The sequence below is a fragment of the Streptomyces sp. CA-106110 genome (genome assembly GCF_050936285.1).
Taxonomy (GTDB): Bacteria; Actinomycetota; Actinomycetes; order Streptomycetales; family Streptomycetaceae; genus Streptomyces.
The window spans coordinates 11,476,648-11,494,953 of the sequence record NZ_JBNJNB010000001.1; the positions used below are offsets into that span (position 1 = coordinate 11,476,648).

Here is an 18,306-nt window from a genome sequence, read left to right on the forward strand (position 1 = left end):
GCGTGTCTCGCGTCCGTCGCGCTTACAGCGCTGGTTCCTCTTCCCGGAGCAGCCGGCCGCGGCGACAAGGCGAGACAGACCCCAAATCGTCGAAGGTGTGGGGCGGAGCCTCCCTATCCGCACGCCCGGCCATCCAGACCGCAGGAGGTTCAGGTGAGCAGTTCTCTCATCGACGTGGGCCGTACCGCGTTGCTCGTCATCGATATGCAGAACGACTTCGTGGAGGAGGGTGTGCCGCTGGAGTTTCCGGAAGGGCGGCGAGTGATTCCCGCTGTCCAGACGGTGCTCGATGCCGCCGGTAGCCGTGAGCCTGCGGTCATCCACGCTGCGCATGTCCACCGTCCTCGCGGAGCGGACATGCGGATCCACCATGATTTGTACCCGACCGTGGCAGCCGGGGAGGCCCCGGTCGCCCCGGTCGACGACGAGCGCGGGGCGGAGATCCATCCGGACTCGCGTCGCGTCCGGGCGAGCCCGTGATCAAGAAGCACCGCTACAACTGCTTCTACGCCACGGAGCTGGAATCATCCTGCGTGGGCTCGGTGTGGAAACGCTGGTCCTCGCCGGAATGACGACTGAGTGCTGCGTTATCGGACCTGCCGCGGCGTCTTGGGACGTGGTTTCCGCTCCGTGGCGATCTCGGACACTTGCACGTCCTGTGACTACTCGGACTTTGGGGGCCGGCCTTATGTCCGCCGCAGAGATGTGCCTGGCCGCGTAGCGGGTGATGTCCCTGACCTCATCGCAGTTGGCCGGCGCCGACGCGCTCCTCTCTCGGCTGCCATGAGGACCGACCAGACGTACGATCCACTTAGGAGGCTGTGTAGGTGTCGGCCACATCAGAGGATGCCGCCCTTGCAGGCGTGAGTCCTGCTCTCGTCCTGCTCCACGGAGGCGGACCAGGCGTCGACGCTGGGAGTAACTGGGAAAGCGTACGCTCCCGATTTTCGGACGAGTTCCGCTGCCTGGCCCCAGATCTTCTCGGGTTCGGCACGCAGATCGCTGGATCCGCCGGGATCAAGGGGCCGCGGGCATGGGCGATGGCCCGAGCACGGCAAGTCTTGGACATCCTTGATCGCCACGGCTTGGCACGCGTGCACCTCGTCGGCAACTCGGCGGCCGGCGGAGCCGCGGCGCTGGCCCTCCTGTCCGTGGCGCCTGACCGGATAGAGCGCGCGGTCGTCATGGGGGGAGCGGGTACCGGGCCGCTGCCCCCTGCGATTCCCTTCTATGACGACCCGACCAAAAGCTCCATGCGGGCCGCCCTCAGCCGGCTGGTCGCCGACGAGAGTGTCCACGACGAACTCCTCGACGAACTCGCCGATATCCGTATGCGACAAGCTCTGAGTCCTGGTGCGGAGTCGGCGTTCCGGTCGATGTTCGCCGATGTCACAGGCGGCCCCCCTCCCATTGATCTCACGAAGATCGTCAATCCGGTCCTCGCCCTGCATGGGGAGTGCGACCGCGTCTCGCCGGTCGAGGTCTCCGAGCGCCTCGTCGGCGCCTTGCCCGACGCCCGTCTCGAGGTGGTGGCGGGGGCCGGGCATTGGATCCACGTCGACCGGCCGGATGAGTTCTGCAGCCTGGTAGGAGAGTTCCTAAGCGCATGACACCCCCAATGAGCAGCAGTGAGAACCGAGTTGAGGTCTTGATTGTCGGCGCCGGCCCCGCAGGCCTGACCCTCGCCATCGACCTGGCTCGGCGCGGCGTGGCCTGTCACGTCGTGGAGGAGACCGAAGAACGGGGCATCAATCCCCGCTGCAACACCACGTCCGCGCGCTCGATGGAGATCTTCCGGCGGCTTGGACTCGCGGACGACATCCGGCGGGCTGGGCTGCCCGAGGACTATCCCACGTCGGTCCAGTACCGCACGACCTTGAGCGGTGAGGAGATCTTCCGCCTGGACCTGCCGGCGGCTCGCGACGTGCTGGACGGTGTCGGCAAGGGCGGCTGGCCCACGCCGGAGCCGCAGCACCGGATCTCACAACTGTTTCTCGAGCCCATCCTGGAGCAGAATGCGAGCACGGCTCCGGGGCTTACCCTCGAGCGTGGCACCCGGTTGGTCGAGTTCCGGCAGTACGACGACCACGTCGAAGCGGTCCTGGAGACCTCTGGGGCGCGTCGCACACTGCACTGCGCGTACGTGGTCGGCTGCGACGGCGCCCACAGCACCGTCCGACGCCAGCTGGGCATCCGCTACGAGGGTGTCGACGCGATCCAGCAGTTCGTGTCGACCTTCCTCCGCTCACCCGAGCTAGGGCGGCTGGCCGCACGGGACCGGGCTTGGACGTATTGGACCTACGGCCGCCGGATCGCTTCGTTGATCGCGATCGACGGTGCCTCGCTGTGGCTCAACCATGTGGCCTTCGCCCCTGACCACGACACCGAGGGTGAGGATCCAGAAGAGCTCTTGCGGGAGGCGGTGGGAGGACCCGTCGAGCACGAGGTGCTCGGCGTGGTGCGCTGGACCGGACGCCGGCTCGTCGCCCAGCGGTACCGCGCGGGGCGGGTATTCCTGGCCGGCGATGCCGCCCACATCTGGATTCCCGTCGGGGGATTCGGCATGAACGCAGGGATCCAGGACGCGGCCACGCTGAGCTGGATGCTGGCGGCGGTCCATCACGGCTGGGCGCCAGCGTCGTTGCTCGACGCGTACGAACTGGAGCGCAAGCCGGTGGGGGAGCAGTTCGCCGGCGCGGTGGGGTCGGCGGCCCGCAGATCGTTCGCGGAATTCTCGCCGGACATCCACCTGCCGGGTCCGGACGGCGAGCGGGCTCGCGCGGAGTTCGCCAGTCGCCTCGCGCTCACGGAGCCGCCCCGATATTCACCCGATGGCTTCAGCTTCGGCTACCACTACGCGGGCTCACCTCTGGTGGTCGGGGGCGAGGACCAGACTGCGATCACTATGGGCGACTACCTGGAACGAGCGCAGCCCGGTTTCCGGCTGCCGCACGTCTGGCTCGACGACGACCGGTCCGTGCTCGACGAGCTCGGTTCCGGCTTCACCCTGCTGCGGACGGACCCAGGCGTCAGCGTGACGCCCTGGACCTCGGCGGCTCGTGAACTCGGGATTCCCCTGGCCGTGGTCGACCTGCCTGGACGCTGGCCTGACCGCTACCCCACGGAGCTGCTGCTCGTGCGTCCTGACCAGCACGTCGCCTGGATGGGCGGGGCGGATGCTCATCCGGAGGAACTCCTGCACACAGTCACCGGGCGCGTTGCCGTCCACCAGCGGTAGAGATCACCAGGAGAAGGTACATGTCATACGCATTGGGCATCGACGTGGGCGGCACGTTCACCGACGCCGTCGCCTCGGACGGTGCGGGGCGGATGGTATCGGCCAAGACGCCGACGACGCCGCCGAATCGCGAGGTCGGTGTCATGCGCGCGATCGAGGACATCGCGAGCGAGCTGGGTATCGGCATCGGTGAACTGCTCACGCAGACCGACTACATCGCCCATGGCACGACCGCGTCGATCAACGCTCTCGTCCAGGGCCAGGTGGCCGATGTGGGACTCATCGCCACCAAGGGCCACCGGGACGCGATTTACATCATGAATGCCGAGGGCCGCACTCTTGGCCGGTCGGCCCATGAGATCCAGGACACGCTTCGGCAGCGCAAGCCCGCGCCGCTGATCCCGAAGTACCGGGCGCTCGAGGTGACCGAGCGGATCGACCACGCCGGGAAGGTACTGGTCCCTCTGGACGAGGACGAGGTCCGCAGCGTCGCACGCTCCCTTGTGGACCAGGGTGTCGAGGCGATCGCGGTCTGCCTGTTGTGGTCGTTCAAGAACGGGGCCCACGAGAAGCGCGTCCGAGAGCTGATCCACGAGATCGCCCCTGACATGTACGTCACGCTCTCCTCCGAGGTCAGTCCGCGCATTCGCGAGTTCGCGCGGACCTCCACGACGATCATGAATGCCCAGGTGGGCCCGCGGTTGCGGACTTACCTCCTGCCTTTGCAGAAGCAGTTGGAGGAGGGTGGGCTCAAAGGGCCTCTGCTGGTCATGCAGAGTGAGGGCGGGACCATCACCGCTGACCGGGCACCGGAGCACGCCATCACCACGGTCGGGTCCGTTCTGTCCGGCGGCGTCATCGGCGGGATGCGCCTGGCCGAGCAACTGGGGCACCGTAATGTCATCACCACCGACGTCGGCGGCACGACCTTCCTGGCCGGACTGATTGTCGACGGGGAGCCGGTCATGGCACCGGGCTCCATCGTGAACCAGTTCCCGATCAACGCGGCGACCATCCGCGTTCACACCATCGGTTCGGGCGGTGGGGCACTCGCCTTCGTGGACGCCGGCGGCAATCTGAGGCTTGGCCCGCAGAGCGCCGAGGCCGTCCCCGGCCCCGCCTGCTATGGCAACGGCGGCACCCGCCCCACGAACACCGACGCGAACCTGGTCCTCGGCATCCTCAGCCCGCATGGGCTGCTCGGCGGCAGGAAGCCGCTCAGGATGGATCTGGCGCGCGAGGCGATCCGTGAACATGTGGCGGAGCCGCTCGGCCTCACCGTCGAGGAAGCCGCGATCGCGATTTACGAGGTGCAGAACGCGCAGGCGGGAGACCTCCTGCGCCGGGCCGTCGTGCAGGCCGGCTACGACCCCCGCGATTTCGTCGCCTACGCCTTCGGTGGTGCCGGCCCCGCCCACTGTGCCGGCTACTGCCAGGACCTGGGAGTGAGCGAAGTCGTCGTACCACTCGGGCCCGTCGCCTCCGCCTTCTCGGCCTACGGGCTCGCGGCTTCGGACATCGTCATGAGTGCCGAACTCTCCGACCCGTCCTCCTTCCCGGTCGATCACACAGTGCTCGAATCTCACTACGCCCGGCTGGAAGCCGATCTCCAGCGTGCACTCGACCGGCAGAAGGTGAAGTTCCACGACGTGACACTCCAGCGTGAGATCGACCTGCGCTACTCGATGCAGGTCACCGAGCTCTCGACGACCGTCCCGGACACGGAGTTCACCGAGCACACCGGTGCCGAGATCCTGGAGCGCTTCGAGGAGCAGTACGAGCGCATCAACGGCAGCGGCGCCGGCTACCGCGAGGCCGGCGTACAGGCGATCACCTATCGCGTGCGGGCCAAGGCCAGCCTCGGCTTTCCGGTCACGCTGCCCGTTGCTTCCGAGGCCGACAGCCCCGATCCGGCGGAGGCCCTGATCGGCGAGCGCCACGTCTGCCTCGACTCACAGATCGGCTACGTGCCCACCCCCGTCTACGACTATGCCCGGCTGCGGGCAGGCCATGAGCTTGTCGGTCCGGCGATCGTCGACGTCCCGACCACGGTGGTCGTGGTCCCCGCCGGGGTCACCGGCCGCGTCGACCATCTCGGCAACCTCGTGCTGCGCTACCAGTGAGGACAGCTTCCATGACATCCAAGATCCCCGGGGCGGACGAGTTCACCAGCCGCCCCCTGCCGCGCGAGGAACTGCTCCGGCAGATCTCGCCCACCCTTCCGCTGCACCAGATCGACGAAGGCACGGCCGACCGGGTCGACGCCCTGACCTACGAGGTGGTGCGGCACCGGCTGTGGGCCATCACCCAGGAGATGGGCGAGACGCTGCGGCGGATGTCGGGTTCGCACGTCGTCACCGAGTCCAACGACTTCAATTTCTCCATTTGTGACGAACTCGGCGAGCAGGTCCAGGTCGGCGCGTACAACGTGGGTCTCATCGGCTCGATGGATCTGGCCATCGTCTGGACGCTGCGTAACCGCAGTGACAACCCGGGCATCGAAGAGGGCGACATGTTCCTCTGCAACGACCCGTGGATCGGCGGCGGGCTGCACCAGAACGACGCCGCGATCCTGGCCCCGATCTTCCACGACGGCAAGCTGTTCGGCTGGACGACGGCCATCGCCCACCAGGTCGACCTCGGTGGGCAGCGGCCGGGCTCGTTCAGCCCGTCGGCCCAGGACGTGTTCGGTGAGGCGGTTCCCACTCCGCCGATGAAGGTGGTCCGGGGCGGGGTGCTGCAGCGCGACGTGGCCGACGCCTGGGTCCGCAGGTCACGGCTTCCGCACCTGGTGGGTCTCGATCTCCGTGCCAAGATCGCCGCCAACAAGAACGCCGCCGAGCAGATCCTCCGGCTCATCACCAAGTACGGCGCCGACACCGTCAAGGCCGTGATGCGCCGGATGATGGACGACGCCGAACGACGGCTGCGGGCCAAGCTGAAGACCCTGCCTGACGGGACGTGGACCGCGGTCGGCTACCAGGAGCAGTCGCAGACCGGTGACCGCGATCTGCACGCCATCAAGGTCGCGATGACCAAGGAAGCCGACCGGCTCGTCTTCGACTTCCGCGGAACGGCCGGGCAGACAGGCATCATCAACTGCCCCTACCCGGGACTGCGGGCCGGGATCGTCTTCACCATGCTGCCCTTGCTGGCTGGGAACATCCCATGGGCGGCAGGCGGCCTCATGCGCTGCTTCGAGATCATCACCGACGAGGACACCATCACCAACGCCTCGTTCCCGGCGGCCGTAGGCAAGGGGCCCTTCGGACCGGCTTGGGGCTCGGGCAACCTCGTCGCCGAGGTCATCGCCAAGATGCTGGACGCCGAACCCGACCACCGCACCGATGTGCAGTCGATCTGCAACGGCACCACCGACCTGTGCGTGGTGTCCGGCGTCGATGTCCGCGGAGGCGGTCGCAAGGGCTTCGTGTCCCCCATCTTCGACGTCATGGCCGGCGGCTATGGAGCCCAGGTGCATCACGATGGCGTCGACACCGGCGGACGGCTCATCATCCCCTCCGCACGGGCACCTGACGTCGAGATGACCGAGTACCTCTACCCCCTGGTCGCCCTGTGGCGCCGGGAGCAGACCGACTCCGGCGGTCCGGGCCGGCAGCGGGGCGGCATGAGCGGCTCGGTCTGCTACGTGCAGCACCCGGACCAGACCGGAACGATGTCACTGGTCGTCTCGGGTACCGGCAAGGTCGCGAACCAGAACGTCGGCTTGGCCGGAGGGTACCCGGGCAACTCCCAGCTCGACCTGGTGGTGCGCGGTATCGACGTGCCCCAGCTCGCCGGTGCGACGGCGATTCCCGCCGACCTGGACGAACTCGGCGGCGACGTCGAGGTGCTGCCCTGCGAGGGGGAATCGAATCTCGGCTCCGGTGACGCTCTCTATCTGCACTGGCAGGCGGGAGGAGGATACGGCGACCCTCTGCTCCGCCCGGCCGAAAGTGTCCGCGAGGACGTGCTGCAGGTACGCGTGTCGGCAGACGCCGCCCGGGATGTCTACGGCGTCGTGCTTGGCGAGGACGGCCGAGTGGACGTGACCGCCACTGACGAGGTCCGCGATGAGCTGCGGCACCGCCGCGCTTCCGGTGTCGGACTGTCCGGCACCCGGCTCACGCCGATCGGTACGCACGACCTGAGCGAGGCACGCCGGCTCGACGACAATCTCGCCGTCCTTGAATCGTCCGATGGCGCGACGGTGGTGTGCGTCCACTGCAGCACCGAGATCGGGCCACTGGCCGAGGGCGCGTTCGTCGAGGGGCTGGCTCTCCGCGACTCGGCACCGACCGAAGCCGGCCCCCACATCTGGCACGACCCGTCGGAGTACGTCGACGCGGAGGTCGTCTTCCGGCAGTTGTTCTGTCCAGGCTGCCTGACAGCGGTCAACTCCCGTGTCGTGCCCGTCAACCACCCCCTTCCGGTCGACCACTACCGGGCTTGGGCATGAGATCATCCGCTGTAGGAGACAGCGTGAATCCGCACCACAACTCGTTTTTCATCGGGGGCCGGTGGGTTGCACCCGCGTCCGAAGAGAAGATCACGGTGCTTGGTTCGAGCACCGAGGAGGTTCTCGGCAGCGTCCCGGCGGGCAGCGACAAGGACATGGACGCGGCCGTGGCGGCTGCCCGTGCCGCCTTCGACGATCCCGGCGGATGGGCTGCCTGGCAGCCGGCGCGGCGGGCGGACGCTCTCTGCCGCCTCGCCGATGCGCTTGAGCGGCGGGTGGAGGACATCACGCGTGTCGTCAGCGCTCAGAACGGTATGAGCCTCTCACGGAAGGTGCCCTCCCATGCTTCGGCACATGACGATCCCGCGCGGCCCGATCGAACTCGCGGCGGACCTCTACCTGCCCGACAGTGCCGACCATGCGGCTTCGACGCGCACCGTGGTGCTCTCCACCCCCGGCAGCAGCGTGAAGGAACAGATCGGCGCGAACTATGCGTCCCGCCTTGCCGCACGGGGTATCGCGGCACTCGTGTTCGACCCCGCCCATCAGGGTCAGAGCGGCGGCGAGCCCCGCGACCTCGAGGACCCCTACCGCCGCGGTGAGGACATCTCCTACGCCATCGACGCACTCACCACGACCCCGGGCATCGACCCGCAGCGCATCGGCGTCCTGGGTATCTGTGCCGGCGGCGGCTACGCCGTGCACACCGCCCGCACGGATCACCGCATCAAGGCGGTCGGCGCGGTCGTCCCCGGCAACATGGGCACCTCGTTCCGCAGCTTCCAACCGGACGGCCCCGCCGCCGCACTCGAGCGCATGGCCGAGGCGCGCACCGAAGAGTCCCGCTCCGGCGAGCCGGCCCGCGTGAACTGGCTGCCCGACACCTTGGAGGAAGCGGCGGCAGCGGGGATGACCGACATCGACACGACCCAGGCGATCACCTACTACCGCACCGAGCGGGGCGGCCATGAGCGCTCCACCAACCGCCGCCTCTCCCGCGGCGACTCGCTGCTGCTGGGCTATGACGCGTACCACCTGGTCGACCAGCTCATGACCCAGCCGCTGCAGGTCATCCTCGCCGGACGCATCGGCAACACCGGGTCCTACGAGTCAGGCATGCGGCTGTGGGAGCTGGCCCCCAACCCCGTCGACCTCATGGTGATCGACGGCGCCGGCCACTACGAGATGTACGACGAACCCGCGTACGTCGACGCCGCCGTCGACCGGCTTGCCAGCTTCTACTCGAACAACCTGTAGATCACCCCACCCGGCGAACCTTCCCGGCCGCAGGGCCGACCGGACGGGACATCGCACGCCCTCCAAAATCCGGTGAGTCCGGGCCCGGTGGCGAGGCACGCGGGAGCGCCGCTTCGAAAGCGGCAGCCCCGTAACCGGGCTGCCGGAAAGAAGATGAAGATGATGACTACGTCGGCGTCCGGGTGGGCCGACCGAACGGACGAGGCTGACGCCAAAGGCGCAAATCCCTTCTGCGTAGCGCACCCGGCCGGTCGTGCCGAGCGGCCGGGACCACCCTGGGACGGCCGGCTTTCGCATGTGCGGCGTCTCATAGGGCTCTTCGAAAAATACGAGATAGAACGTTCGGTCCCGCGAGAGTGGCCACCGCTGACCCGTGGCGCCACCCCACCGCGGCACACGCCGAACTGACTTCTCCTCAACACATCCACCGAAAGGGATCATTGTGAGCACCGTTGCTGCGCCGTCCGCCATCGCCGGGACGGCGTCTGTTTTGCGTCGGCTGTATTTCGTGCGGTTCGCGTTCGCCATCGTGTGGGCTCTCGTGATGCTCACGATGGCGGACGAGATCACTCCGGTCGGGACTGTGCTACTGGTGCTGTATCCGCTGTTCGACGTGGGTGCGGCCGTCGTCGACGCGAGGTCGTCGCGCACTACCGGATCATCGCCGACCCTGCTCTATGTGAACATGGCGGCCAGTCTGGTCGCGGCCGTGGGCGTGGGTGTTGCCTGTGCGTCGGGAATTCCGGCGGTGCTGCGGGTGTGGGGGGCTTGGGCGATCGTGTCCGGGCTCGTCCAGCTCATCGTGGCTGTTCCCCGCCGCAAGCTGGGGGGCCAGTGGCCGATGATCCTCAGCGGCGCCATCTCGGTCCTGGCCGGAGGCTCGTTCGTCGCGTCGGCCGGCGCGGGCGACCCCGCGCTCACCAGCGCGATCGGCTACGCCGTCCCGGGCGGCATCTTCTTCCTCATCTCGGCCCTGCGCCTGGGCCGCGCCGCGAAGGAGGACTGACATGACTGACCACGCCACTGACGTAACCGCCCACACGTATGACGTTGTTGTGATCGGCGCGGGTCCGGTCGGGGAGAACGTCGCCGACCGGGTGGTGCAGGGCGGGCTGAGAGTCGCCGTCGTCGAGCGGGAGCTGGTCGGTGGTGAGTGCTCCTACTGGGCGTGTATGCCGACCAAGGCACTGCTGCGCAGCACGGCCGCGCTGCGGGCGGCCCGGCAGGTGCCGGGAGCGCGTGAGGCGGTGGCCGGGGACCTGGACGTCGCGGCCGTGCTGCGCCGGCGTGACTCCTTCTCCTCGCACTGGAATGACGACGGGCAGGTTTCCAGGCTCGACTCCGTCGGGATCGCGCTGTATCGCGGTCAGGGGCGGATCGCCTCCGACCGGGGTGTCGAGGTCACCGATGCGGACGGCATGGTGACGTCGCTGACCGCGCGGCACGCGATCGTGGAAGGGTAACAACAGTCACTCCGCACGGATTCGTATGCTGACGCATCACGCGGCCATGGCCACCCGGCGGGACCGCTGGTTGGCTTGGCAAGGTGATGATCAAGGCAACAGCGAACAATGAGCACGACCAGGTCCTGCTTGCGCATGCGGAGCAGACCGAGCGGCAGGACCGCCTGGCAGCGGCGAGCGTCGAGGCGCTGCGGCGCAGCGGGGCACTGGCCCGGCGTACGCCCGTCCAGTACGGCGGCGCCTGGGCCGACGCGACGGACAGCGCCGTCCGGCTGACAGAGATCGGCAGGGCCTGTCCGTCCGCCGCGTGGATTGCCGGCACCTGCGCCACCGCCAAGACTCTCTTCGCCCAGAATTTTGACGAACCGATACAGAAGGAGTATTTTGCCGATCCTGACGTGCTGGTCTGCGGCAGCGGAGCTCCCACCGCTCAGGGAGTCCGCGAAGCGGGCGGTGTGCGTGTCACCGGTCGGTGGGACTCCGTCTCCGGCTGCGAGGACGCCGACTGGGCGCAGCTCGCGCTGATGATCGACGGTGCGTACCACGTCATGGTGGTGTCCGTCGCTGACCTGGTCATCGAACAGAACTGGCACATGGCCGGTATGCGTGGCACGGGAAGCCAGCGCCTTGTCGCCGACGGCCTGTTGGTGCCGGCTCGTCAGACTGCCCCTGCGGCCCCGCCGCGACCGCAGGACCGGCTGTTCTTCGCGGTGTGCACACTGGCAACGGTGGTCGGCGCGACGCAGGGTGCACTGAATGTGGTCGAGGACATGTTCGCGTCCCCTCGCAAGCCCTTCATGACAGGCTACGCGCGCATGGGCGAGTCTCCCGGCGCGCGGCACTGGCTCGCCGAGGCCGCGCGGCTCGTGGACCGGGCCGAGCAGACCATGCTTGCCGTCGCCCATGACAGCTCGCGGGCCGGTCTCACCGAACTCGAGCGCGCTCGGCTGCAGATGAGCCTGACGGGCGCCGCGAGGGACTGCCGGGAAGCTGTCGAGCGGCTGCTCGACCTGCACGGCGCCAGTGGTTTCCGCACGACGAACGCTCTGCAGCGTTACTGGCGGGATGTCGCGGTGGGCAGCCGCCACCCCTTGCTCAACCCCTATCTCGCGACGGAGGATCTGGGCACCGCCCTGGTCTCCTGACGAGGAAAGTCTCGTACGGCGCGTCTTCCGCCCGGCTCACGACGCGCACTGTCTCGCTCCCCGCCCACATCCGGCGGTCCAGCGGCGGCAGCGTCACACCATGCCCCCGTTGACCCGCAGGACCTGGCCGTTCATCCAGTGGCCCTGCTCGCTGGTGAGGAAGGCGATCCCACGGGCGATGTCCTCCGGCGTGTCGAGCCTCTCCAGAGGCGGGATCTTGGCAATCCGGTCGGTCCCTTTGCCCGTCTTGCCATTCAGGAACAGTTCTGTCGCCGTGGGCCTGGGGGCAACGGTGTTCACGGTGATGTCCCGCCCGCGCAATTCCCGGGTGAGGATCAAGGTGATCGACTCGACGGCGCCCTTGTCGCCGCCTCCTGGCGGACCGACCTCACGCTGCGGCAGCCGGCCCCGCTGTTCGGCGTGTGCCCGTACGTGGCCGGGGGCGGAGCAGCCGACCGGTGTTCGCTCGGAGTGTCCTGGCCGCGGGCGCCGGTTTCACACCTGTGCAACTGCACGTAGTCCCCTCCGACTTCTCCTTGTCATGGTGCCCGTGTGGCGGCGAAGGTGCAGTGCGAGCCGCGGGCGCGCTGACCAGCAGTCACGAGACAGGGCTCGAGTCGCGTCGTGCGCGGCTTTCGACATCGACACACCGCCGAAAACGGAAGGTCCCGCAGATTGAACTCCTCCAGTAACAGGGCTGCGTCCCCACAGGGTTCGCACCGGCCCCGGCGGCGCCTGGCCGCGACCGTGGTGATCACGGCCGCAGCACTCGCCTTCTCCGCCCTGCCCGCCTCGGCGGGCGCCGCCTCCATTTCGGACGCGTCCGGGGGCACCCGCAAGGTGGGAGCGCTCCCGCAGATCAAGGCGACGGCCAGACCGGGGGCAGGGAGCGTTCACCTGTCGCCCGGACAGCGTCGACAACTGCTCGACCAGGCGACCAACGCGGCGCCGGACACCGCCCGTTCACTGAACCTCGGCCCCCACGAGAAGCTGATCCCGAAGGACGTGATCCAGGACGCCGACGGAACGGTCCACACCCGCTACGAGCGCACCTACGCCGGACTGCCCGTGATCGGCGGCGACCTGGTGGTCCATCAGCGACGCGGGGCCCGCACCGTCACCTACGCCTCCAAGGCGAAGCTGACCCTACCGACGGCCAAGGCCAAGGTGTCGGCGGACGACGCGAAGAAGTCGGCCCTGAGCAAAGCCGCGGCCAAGGGCACCCGCAAGGGGGACGCGCGCACCGCCCCCCGCCAGGTCGTCTGGATGATGAACGACAAGCCCCAGCTGGCCTGGGAGACGGTCGTCACCGGCGTACAACAGGACGGGTCCCCCAGCGAACGCCACGTCGTGACCGACGCCGCGGGCGGCGCCACCCTGGAAAACTCCGAACACGTGGAGTCCGCCCAGGGCAACAGCCTCTACAGCGGACAGGTCACGATCGGCTCCACCCGCCAGGACGACGGCACGTACGCCCTGATCGACCCCGCGCACGGTAATCACCGGACGCTCGACTCGAGCGTCAACTCCAACGGGGTCCTGCTCACCGACGATGACGACGTCTGGGGCGACGGAACGGCGGCGAACCCCCAGACCGCGGCGGTGGACGCGGCGTACGGCGCGCAGACGACGTGGGACTTCTACAAGGACAGCTTCGGCCGCAACGGCATAGCCAACGACGGCCGCGGCAGCACCTCCCGAGTCCACTACGAATCCGTGCAAGGGGTCCCCCTCGCCAACGCCAACTGGCAGGACGGCTGCTTCTGCATGAGCTACGGCGACGGCGCGGACGGACAGCACCCGGTGACGTCCCTGGACATCGCCGCGCACGAGATGACGCACGGAGTCACCTCCGCCACCGCCGGGCTGGGCAACAACGGCGAATCGCCGGGCCTCAACGAGGCGATCAGCGACATGATGGCCGCCGCCGTCGAGTTCTACGCCGACAACCCCAACGACGTGCCCGACTACACGATGGCCGAGTTGGACGACCTGCACGGCGACGGCAAGCCCATCCGCTACATGGACCGTCCCTCCAAGGCCGGCATCAGCTCCGTCGGCTACGCTCCCCTGGACTACTGGACGCCGCAGGCGAAGTGGGACGAACCGCATATGGTGGCCGGGGTGGGTGACCACTTCTTCTACCTGCTTGCCGAGGGCAGCGGGCAGAAGACCATCAACGGCGTGGACTACGACAGCCCCACGTACGACGGGCTCCCGGTGGCGGGCATCGGTCGGACCGACGCCGCCGATGTGGTGTACCGCGCGCTCACCGTCTACATGACCAGCACCACCGACTACGCGGGCGCCCGAACTGCGACGCTCCAGGCCGCCACCGACCTCTACGGTGCGGACAGCGACGCCTACGAGGCCGTGGCCAACGCCTGGGCGGCCGTCAACGTCGGGACACGTTTCGTCAATCACATCGCCGTGGAGCCGCCGCCGACCGAGCCGGTGGCGGTCGGCCAGCCGGTCAGCCGCCAGATCACCGCGTCCAGCAGCCGTCCCGGCGCGCTGACCTACTCGGCCAAGTCGCTGCCCCATGGCCTGTCGATCGACCACACCACCGGCCTGATCACCGGTACGCCCGACAAGGCCGGTGACTACAGCTCGGTCATCGTCATCACGGATGCGGCCGGGGACACCCGGAACCTCTCGTTCACCTGGACCGCTCTTGAATCCGGCGGACACTTCTTCGTCAACCCCACCACGTATGTGATCCCCAAGTGGGGCGTGGTCGAGTCCCCGCTGGTCTACCGGGGGAAGCCGGGCAACGCCCCCAGTGACCTCAAGGTCACGGTCGACCTCGACCACGAGTTCAGCAATGCCATGGTGATCGACCTGATCGCCCCCGACGGCACCGTCATCCACGTCAAGCCCTGGGGACCCTGGGTGATCACGCCCGAGTTGCACGAGACCTACACGGTCGACGCCTCGGCGGTCACCACGGTCGGCACCTGGAAGCTGCGTGTCACCGACGGCACCCCGGGCTTCTACGACCTGGACCCGGGTCATCTCCAGCGCTGGAGCCTGACCTTCTGAGGCCCGCCCAACGGTCGTAACCGGCGTCCGGCCCGGTGGAGAGCGTAACGGCCACCGCATGGTCACCAGGGGCTGTGGCCCCTGGAACACCATGCGGTGGCCGTCAGCCCTGACGCGGGGCCGCGCACTTCAACAAGCGTCTCTAATTGGCTTAGCGAGCCTGAGCGTTGCTCAGTCTTGGGAGCCAATCGCCTTCGTGCCCTGGTACTGAACGACAGGAGCCGCCAGTCCGCGTGGCACGTCCCTGCGGACGCTGGTCGACCGGGCCGCAAGACCCGACGGAGGAGGGTGCCCGACGTCGCCTGGGCGCCGGGCGTGCGCGCAGCACCCTGCCACAGGTTCACTACGCTTCGCTCATCCCACTGGTGAGCCTCCCGGGCCGGCACACTCATGCGTGCCCTACGGGTGCACGGCGGCCGGGTCACCCGCAAGAATCCCACGCTCAAGGCCACAGAGCCAATGAGCGCCCCACCGCTTGGGACGCGATGGTGACCGCTCGTAGCGGCGCACAACCTGGGAACACGGCCACGCCGGCGCACGGCTGCAAGCCGTCAGGCCTGCTCCTTCAGCCACCCCCGCTCCACCGCCAGCAGCGCGATCTGGAACCGGGTCCGGGCGCCGAGCAGAGTACCCGCATCGCTGATGTGTTTCTGCACGGTACGGCGGCTCACCTTGAGCACGCGGGCGATCGTCTCGTCCTTCATCCCGGTTGCCATCAGATGCAGGATTTCCCGTGTTCGCTGGTCCGGCCCCACGGTCGTCAGGCTGCGCTTTAGGATCGGCCCATCGTGTCGGCTTGCCAGCGACACCGGCTTGGCGCGCTCCCACACGCTCTCGAACAGCGCCACCAGCGCCACCACCAGCGCGGGGGAGTGCACCACCAGTGAACCCGCCGCCGGGCGGTCCCCGCGCACCGGCAGCAGAGCCGCCGCCCGGTCGAACACCACCAACTTCACCGGCAGCCGTGACGCCAGCCGCAGTTCTCCGCCCCGGCCCGTCCCGCGCAGCGCCGTCTTGAGGGACAGTGCGTCGGTAAAGTCCTCCGTCTCGTACACCGACCGCATCCGCACTCCGTGCGCCACTCCAAACTCCCCGGCGGATGCCTGTGGACCCGTCACATACGGTGGCTTCGCCAGGTGCAGTATCTCGACCGAACTCCCCTTCAGCAGCTGACCATAGCGCGCCGACACCTCATCCTCGCGCTCCAGAACCTCCACCAGGTGCGAAGCGCGCGGGCCGGTCACCGCCTCGTACACCTCGTGAAGGCGCTCCACGAGCCCCTCGAGGCGGGCCAGTTCGCCCCGTCGCCGGGCCAGCAAGGCGCCGAGCGAGGACCGCGGGGGGCCGGCCGCCCATCGCGTTGCCGAGCCGTCGATCTGCAGCACCAGTGAGGAGTCCGCGAGGTGACGTAGTGCTTGTTCGGTTTCCGCGCGGGACGCCCCGAGCGTCGCCGCCACTTCGGTGACGTCCGCTGACGGCACGGCCACCAGGTGCTCCAACACCCGCCCGGTTAGTGGATCCAGACCCGTTGCCGCCCACGAGTCGTCCGCAGTTCCGTCCATACGTTCTGACACTCCTGTGGTTGGTGATGCGGCGCTTGGCGAGCAACTCGCCGAGGCCGTCGACCGGGGCGACGTCGTGGGGCCGTCGCGCGCAGTCGATAAACCGCAGTGGATCAAGTTATTGTTCCCTCTCCCGAAGGTGCCGGTGTCTGTGTTGTTCACCGGGTTCCTCCGAGGATGCCCCGGCCTTCAGGCCGGGGAGGAATCGGACTCCTGCGGAGCAGGACAGGAAATAGGGGTTTCGCCTCCAGGGCGAAAGACCGTCCACCCGCGACGAGGTGAGCAAGCCCGTGGCGATCAAGAGGCCTCAACTGTCAGTCCCCCCGGGTAGGTTCGGATGCATGACGACAGACGCGACCACGGAGGGGGCCGGGCATGCCCGGTACTCCTTCCGTGTGCGCCTGTCGGCTACCGCGCGGCGCGCACTTGAAGCGGAGTGGGACCGCTGCCGGTGGCTCTGGAATGAATGCGTCGCCAAGTCCAAGCAGGTCCACCAGCAGAGCAAGGAGTCCGGAGAGAAGCTGACGTGTGGTCCGGCGCAGCTCGACAGGATGCTGACCGAGGCGCGTCGGGTTGACGCCGTGGCTGGCCGAGGGTGCCTCGGTGCCGCAGCAGCAGGTGATTCGGGACTTCGCCAAGTCGCGGGCGAAGGCGCTGAAGGACATCAAGGACCGGCTTCCGGTGCACCGCCGGGCCGGGATGCCCCGCTTCAAGCGCAAGCGGGACAGCCGCCCGAGCCTGAACTACACCCGGCGGGGTTTCCGTCTGAAGGACGGTCGTCTGCACCTTGCGGGCCAGATCGTGCTGAGCGTGGTGTGGTCGCGGGCTCTTCCGGCCGACCCGTCGAGTGTGCGCGTGTACCAGGACACGCTCGGGCACTGGTATGTGTCCTTCGTCGCCCCTGCGCGGACCGAACCGCTTGCCCTCACGGGGCGGGTGCTCGGGGTGGACTGGGGTGTGAAGGAGACGGCCACCACCACGGATGACGCCTACGATCTCCCGCATGCCGAGCACGGCAAGCGGGCCGCGCAGGGGCTCGCCCGCTACCAGCGGATGATGGCCCGGCGCCGGCGTCCGAAGGGCCGCCCGCATCCAAGGGCTACCGGAAGGCGCAGGCACAGGCCGCGAAGCTGCACAAGAAGGTCGCGGGGCAGCGGGAGGACACCGGCCGCAAGTGGGCCAAGTCCGTGATGCGTGATCATGACGGGGTGGCGGTGGAGGACTTCCGCCCGAAGTTCCTCGCGAAAACCACGATGGCCCGCAAGGCGGCCGATGCCGCCATCGCCGCCACCAAACGCGCTCTGGTCGAGATGGGGCGCAAGCACGCACGGGACGTCCGCCTCGTGCACCCGGCGCACACCACGATGGACTGTGCGCAGTGCGGAGCGAGAACCAAGCACGCACTACCTCTCTCGATGAGAACCTATGCCTGCACCGTGTGCGGAGCCGTCTCGCCCAGGGACAAGAACTCCGCCCGCGTGATGCTGGTCCGGGCAGGTTGGAACCCGGACGGTGCCGAGGGCGTAAGACCACCTGAGCCGCCGGCTCCGGTGGCGGCCTGAGCCGTGAATCCCCACGCAGCCCTGGAGGGTGGAGAATCCCCTCCCTTCAGGGAGGGGAGCCTTCAAGAGTGCATGCAGGCCGCCCAGCACTCCAGTTCCAGGACTCGAGCACGGGGCTGGTGAGGACCTTGACGGTCACCAGTCGGTCGGCCTTGGGATCCGCCCGGCGTCTGTACTCCGAAGCGGACCATCAGAACGAGTCCCGCGCGTTGGTCGCCGATCTCAGGGTGACCGTCGCCCGGTGAGCGGCAAAGGACGCCGAAGTCAACTCACTGATCGCGTCCCTGCTCCGCCTCTCTCCCGAATTCGCCGAGCTGTGGGTCCACCACGACGTGGCAATTCGGCACGGTGACCGCAAACGCCTCGTCCACCCACACTCGGCCCGATCGAGGTCGACTGCTTCAACCTGTTCAGCGAGGAAGACCGACAGCGACTGCTCTGGTTCACCCCTGCGGTCGGCACCGACGGCGCGGGCATGCTGGACCTCCTCACCACTGCCGGCACCCAGGAATGCGCCGACCCGGCGCGCTGATACCGCCGGGTCCGGCAAGTGAGGCCCGCGCGTCGCTTCACGGAGC

11 protein-coding genes and 4 pseudogenes are annotated in these 18,306 nt (G+C 68.3%); 13 read left to right on the plus strand and 2 right to left on the minus strand.

The window, feature by feature from the left end; translation table 11 throughout:
• Positions 1–153 precede the first annotated feature (153 nt).
• The 10 genes and pseudogenes from ACQEXA_RS53030 to ACQEXA_RS53075 all read left to right on the plus strand — a co-directional run bounded on the left by ACQEXA_RS53030 (position 154) and on the right by ACQEXA_RS53075 (position 11,562).
• Positions 154–480 (plus strand): cysteine hydrolase family protein, encoded by a 327-nt coding sequence (locus ACQEXA_RS53030; protein ID WP_432921929.1) that lies wholly within the window; start codon positions 154–156, stop codon positions 478–480.
• A 383-nt stretch (positions 481–863) separates the two neighbouring features.
• Positions 864–1,610 (plus strand): alpha/beta fold hydrolase, encoded by a 747-nt coding sequence (locus ACQEXA_RS53035; protein WP_433133670.1) that lies wholly within the window; start codon positions 864–866, stop codon positions 1,608–1,610.
• An 8-nt stretch (positions 1,611–1,618) separates the two neighbouring features.
• Entirely contained in the window at positions 1,619–3,238 is a 1,620-nt protein-coding gene (locus tag ACQEXA_RS53040) for an FAD-dependent monooxygenase (RefSeq protein WP_432921924.1), read from the plus strand.
• Positions 3,239–3,258: 20 nt separating this feature from the next.
• Entirely contained in the window at positions 3,259–5,361 is a 2,103-nt protein-coding gene (locus tag ACQEXA_RS53045) for a hydantoinase/oxoprolinase family protein (protein ID WP_433133672.1), read from the plus strand.
• Positions 5,362–5,372: 11 nt separating this feature from the next.
• Entirely contained in the window at positions 5,373–7,697 is a 2,325-nt protein-coding gene (locus ACQEXA_RS53050; protein WP_432921918.1) for a hydantoinase B/oxoprolinase family protein, read from the plus strand.
• Positions 7,694–8,011, plus strand: a pseudogene (locus ACQEXA_RS53055) (aldehyde dehydrogenase family protein); the annotation flags it as partial. The gene ACQEXA_RS53050 and the pseudogene ACQEXA_RS53055, both read left to right, overlap by 4 nt.
• 28 nt (positions 8,012–8,039) lie before the next feature.
• Entirely contained in the window at positions 8,040–8,954 is a 915-nt protein-coding gene (locus ACQEXA_RS53060; RefSeq protein WP_432921915.1) for an alpha/beta hydrolase, read from the plus strand.
• 442 nt (positions 8,955–9,396) lie between these two features.
• Entirely contained in the window at positions 9,397–9,960 is a 564-nt protein-coding gene (locus ACQEXA_RS53065; RefSeq protein WP_432921912.1) for a hypothetical protein, read from the plus strand.
• Between the two features lies 1 nt (position 9,961).
• Positions 9,962–10,405, plus strand: a pseudogene (locus ACQEXA_RS53070) (FAD-dependent oxidoreductase); the annotation flags it as partial.
• Between the two features lie 98 nt (positions 10,406–10,503).
• Positions 10,504–11,562, plus strand: coding sequence for an acyl-CoA dehydrogenase family protein (locus ACQEXA_RS53075; RefSeq protein ID WP_432921909.1), 1,059 nt, complete (start codon positions 10,504–10,506; stop codon positions 11,560–11,562).
• A 93-nt stretch (positions 11,563–11,655) separates the two neighbouring features.
• On the opposite strand, the pseudogene ACQEXA_RS53080 reads toward ACQEXA_RS53075, so the two are convergent.
• A pseudogene (locus ACQEXA_RS53080) lies at positions 11,656–11,925 on the minus strand (SDR family oxidoreductase); the annotation flags it as partial.
• Positions 11,926–12,309: 384 nt separating this feature from the next.
• Here ACQEXA_RS53080 and ACQEXA_RS53085 point away from each other — a divergent pair.
• Positions 12,310–14,604: a M4 family metallopeptidase gene (locus ACQEXA_RS53085; RefSeq protein ID WP_432938787.1), complete on the plus strand. Its 2,295-nt coding sequence runs from the start codon at positions 12,310–12,312 to the stop codon at positions 14,602–14,604.
• Positions 14,605–15,155: 551 nt separating this feature from the next.
• Here ACQEXA_RS53085 and ACQEXA_RS53090 read toward each other — a convergent pair.
• Entirely contained in the window at positions 15,156–16,166 is a 1,011-nt protein-coding gene (locus ACQEXA_RS53090; RefSeq protein ID WP_432921906.1) for a LuxR C-terminal-related transcriptional regulator, read from the minus strand.
• A gap of 341 nt (positions 16,167–16,507) precedes the next feature.
• Here ACQEXA_RS53090 and ACQEXA_RS53095 point away from each other — a divergent pair.
• Positions 16,508–17,728 (plus strand): annotated as a pseudogene (locus ACQEXA_RS53095) (RNA-guided endonuclease InsQ/TnpB family protein).
• A 284-nt stretch (positions 17,729–18,012) separates the two neighbouring features.
• Complete coding sequence (locus ACQEXA_RS53100) at positions 18,013–18,282, plus strand: hypothetical protein (RefSeq protein WP_433134802.1); 270 nt, start codon at positions 18,013–18,015, stop codon at positions 18,280–18,282.
• Positions 18,283–18,306: the final 24 nt, after the last annotated feature.

Bases quoted from the DNA above. Each gene is read 5' to 3' on its own strand.
- ACQEXA_RS53040 (WP_432921924.1), top strand. From the start codon at position 1,619: ATGAGCAGCAGTGAGAACCGAGTTGAGGTCTTGATTGTCGGCGCCGGC.
- ACQEXA_RS53045 (WP_433133672.1), top strand. From the start codon at position 3,259: ATGTCATACGCATTGGGCATCGACGTGGGCGGCACGTTCACCGACGCC.
- ACQEXA_RS53050 (WP_432921918.1), top strand. From the start codon at position 5,373: ATGACATCCAAGATCCCCGGGGCGGACGAGTTCACCAGCCGCCCCCTG.
- ACQEXA_RS53060 (WP_432921915.1), top strand. From the start codon at position 8,040: ATGCTTCGGCACATGACGATCCCGCGCGGCCCGATCGAACTCGCGGCG.
- ACQEXA_RS53075 (WP_432921909.1), top strand. From the start codon at position 10,504: ATGATCAAGGCAACAGCGAACAATGAGCACGACCAGGTCCTGCTTGCG.
- ACQEXA_RS53090 (WP_432921906.1), bottom strand. From the start codon at position 16,166: ATGGACGGAACTGCGGACGACTCGTGGGCGGCAACGGGTCTGGATCCA.